A 3,687-nucleotide genomic window follows, 5' to 3' on the forward strand; every position below is an offset into this window, starting at 1 on the left:
ATTATAAGTCTAAAACTCGTTTTAATTGCAAGAACTTTTAATCTAAGAGAAAAGTAACGTTTTATATAATACAAAAGAGGGTGACCTTTTGGGACACCCTCTATATGGTTTGTACATAAATGCTAACTTATAATCAGACAGGAGTGAAGTACTCGTTGTTTCTAACTTAAGTAATCGAATTAAGACAAGGCAATTCTTCTTTTGGTTTAACTCATTTTACCTTATTCTATCCTTACAAGTTCAACCCTGCGATTCTTAGCCTTATTGCTTTCAGAATCATTTGCAACTAAAGGATGTTCAGCACCAAATCCTTTTGCCAGCAAACGAGCTTTATCAACCTTGTAATTAATCAAGCTATTCATCACAGCATTTGCACGATCGGTAGAAAGCTTTTTATTGTTAATACCGTCGCCTGTGTTATCTGTGTGACCTTCAATAGAAATTCTTAAAGTAAGGTCTTTACTTAAGGCAGTTGCTATTTCAGCAACAATCTTTTGTCCTTCCTCAGTAATTGTAGATTTATCAATATCAAAGTTGATATAAAGAATAGATTTTCCCTTTTCAATTAAATCTTTTGCTATTTCGTCGGCCGTAATCTTAGTAATGGTCTGTTGTAAAGCTTCTTGTTGTACTATGTTAAGTTTACCACCAGCATTATTAGCTGTATACTGAACGTAGATGTTACCTTGTTGCTCAGAACGGATGACAAATACTTGTATTATTTCTCCTGGATATCCAATATCTCCATCTGCTCCTTTATTTGGATCTTGTTTGTGATAACTGTTGTATTGTTCCTGTGTTATTTCTCCATTGAATACTTTTACACCACCAATCGAAACTAAGTAATCTTCTATACTTTTTTCAAAGTAGCGTTGTGAGAATTCCTCTCCAGGGACAGCAGTTACATTTGTCTTAAACAGTTTTCCTTCAATAGGTGTTATTATTCCATCAATAGGGAAGTAGCAAACATCAAAGTTCTTCTGTAACGGTTTATTTAACTCTTGTAACCCTTTTGGTAAAGTAAAGAAAGGGAAGGTTCCCAAGTCAGCTTGGCTAAATTTAATATCTTCAATGTTAAACTTAGTAGGTGTTTGCTCTAACTTATCTGTACTATTTGATTGTTGTTCCATCGGAATATCTTGAGTCTGTACATTGTTTTTTTTCTCTCCACAAGCGATGATAAGACAAGAGCAAGCTAATATTAAAGTTGTTTTTTTCATTCTTTAGTTATAAATGGTTATCGTTATTTACTGATTTTTTAAACTGTACTAAGTTCAGAAAAAAAATAATAGCTAAGATATACTCAAGCTAAATAGTATATAAATAATAAACAATATGCGTATGTGTCAATAAGTAATGGTTATATAGAGTACTTGTTACAACTATAGGCTGTAACTTAATGACAGTGAAAGTGAACGACTTTTTTGTGGGTTCACAGTACCACTACCAGTGAAATACTTGCGATTAGTCAAATTATCTATTTTAAAAATAAATGATAAGTTGTTAATATCATACCCAATGGCTGTGTTCAATACAGTATAACTTGGCAAGGTAAACACGCCGATTGTCGATCTATTCAAGGTATTAAAACTACTTGTAGAATAAACACCAAAGCCCAAGCTTAAATTCTTCAATACTCCCGTTTGCAATTTGTAATTAGTCCATAAATGAAACGAATTGGCTGGTCCGGCTTCTTCGGGTCTTCTTCCTAAGATTCCATCATCTTCTGCAATTGAACGTGTTACTTTGTTGTAGTTGTGACTAAATCCTGAGATGAAATCCCAACCAGGAACTAATTGACCAGATACAGAAAGTTCAAGCCCCTTGCTTTTTACTTTTCCTCCTTGTTTTAACCCATCTAAAGTATTGAGATCAGACATTAACTTATTGGTAACTGTAATGTCATAGTAAGATATACTAGCGTCTAATTTTCCGTCAAATAGCTTGACTTTTGTACCAATCTCAAATTGATTGGCCTGCTCGGGGTCAAAGGGTTTGATAGACTTAGTCGTCCCATCGTCGTTTGATGTTACTGCAGGGTCTAAGTATAGAAATCCATTTAAGTAATTAGCAAAAAAGGCCCATTTATCTTTAATGGGTTGATAAACCAAACCAAACTTTGGAGAAAGTGTAGTTTGATAATTGCTTTGCTTTCCGAAAGAAGAGCTATTTCCTTTAAGGTGATCTATCCTAAGGCTTAACATCAAAGATAAATTTGGTGAAAACGCAGTTACATTTGATATGTATGCTCCATAAGTTTGTGTTTTCGCCACATTATGTGTTGTGTTGATATCTGCTAATGCTTGATCAATTTCTGACTTATTCATCTCGGCAGTATCAGATTGGTGTTTAAGGGAAATAATACCATAGTCAATTAAATCTCCGTCGTAACTATCAAATTTCTTTGATAGATAATCTAATCCAAACAAAATAGTATTATTGAAATTTCCTATTCTAAATTTTCCTGTAAGGTTATGTTGAAGGCTTATGACATCGGTTTTTGAATTAACTTTAGACAAGAACCTTAGGAACTCATCGCCATTGTTTAAATCACTGAATAACTGATCGTATCCTCTGCTACGAGTATTGTTAATACTAATCAGTGTATTGGAAGTCCAATTTTGTGCAATCTGATACTCAAGTCTAACCTGACTGGTCAATGTAGGGTTCTTAATCGATAAGTCATTTATAGTATATGAGTTCTTATAATTGTCTTTGAATAGATCAATTCGATCAAACGACATCATCTCATTCCTCGAGAGAAAGTACATAGGAGCATGAGCTGACTCAGCCGCTTTATATTGAAAATCAACAAATAACTTCAGATTCTCAAGCAGTGAAAACTTCACAGATGGAGCTACAAAAATAGATTCTTTGAATCCCGCATCTTGAAATGAATTTTCCTTGTGATATGCCGCGTTTATTCGAAAAGAAATTTTTGACGACAAGGGGGAATTGACATCAATAGCAAAGCGGTTCAGATTATTTGATCCTGTGATATAATTCACATTAGCATTGAATGTGTCGTGTGGTTTCTTTGTAATCACGTTAATTAAACCACCATAGGAAACAGCATTTCCTCCGTAGAGTGTTCCATTAGGTCCTTTGACAACTTCAATCTGTTCAATATTGGCTATATCAAGAGTTGCATTTGTATAACTTGGTAAACCGTTTAAAAGGTTAGGTTGAAGTGCGAAACCTCTCAAGGTATAGTATTCTCCTCCTTGAATACCCAATCCAGTCGATTCCCATGAACGTTGTAAACCCGTTGCATTTTTAAGAATGTCATGTATGTTTGTAGATACTTGTGTTTCGAAAGTATGTTGCGTGATGACATCGTAAGATTGAGGTGTTTCTAAAAAGCTCAATGGCATTTTAGATGTGTTATGACTACTGTGATGTGTAGTTGTAATAACTACTTCATTGATTTTGTGATTCACTAAAGAATCATTTGATTGTGAATATGTGTAAGTAAAACAACCCAATGATAACGAAAGTAAAATATATTTCATCAGTAAAGTTAGTATTATTTCGACGCGTAAAGGTATATGAATTAAAGTATTATAAAAATTGAGAATAAATATTTAACATTATTTATAATATGTGATTTTAATACCAGTAATCAAGAGATTAAAAATACATTTTGTAATTGTATGAAAATAATCTTTACATACAGTTGATTGTAAG

2 protein-coding genes are annotated in these 3,687 nt (G+C 33.3%); both read right to left on the minus strand.

Annotated elements, in window-relative coordinates; translation table 11 throughout:
* Nucleotides 1-221: 221 nt before the first annotated feature.
* A complete protein-coding gene (locus GOQ24_RS14565; RefSeq protein ID WP_155091428.1) occupies nucleotides 222-1,220 on the minus strand; it encodes an OmpA family protein in 999 nt (332 codons plus the stop codon).
* Nucleotides 1,221-1,382: 162 nt separating this feature from the next.
* On the minus strand, nucleotides 1,383-3,512 hold the full coding sequence (locus tag GOQ24_RS14570) for a TonB-dependent siderophore receptor (RefSeq protein ID WP_155091429.1): 2,130 nt from the start codon (nucleotides 3,510-3,512) through the stop codon (nucleotides 1,383-1,385).
* Nucleotides 3,513-3,687 lie beyond the last annotated feature (175 nt).

Source organism: Myroides sp. LoEW2-1, from assembly GCF_009767705.1.
In the GTDB taxonomy this organism is placed as follows: domain Bacteria; phylum Bacteroidota; class Bacteroidia; order Flavobacteriales; family Flavobacteriaceae; genus Flavobacterium; species Flavobacterium album_A.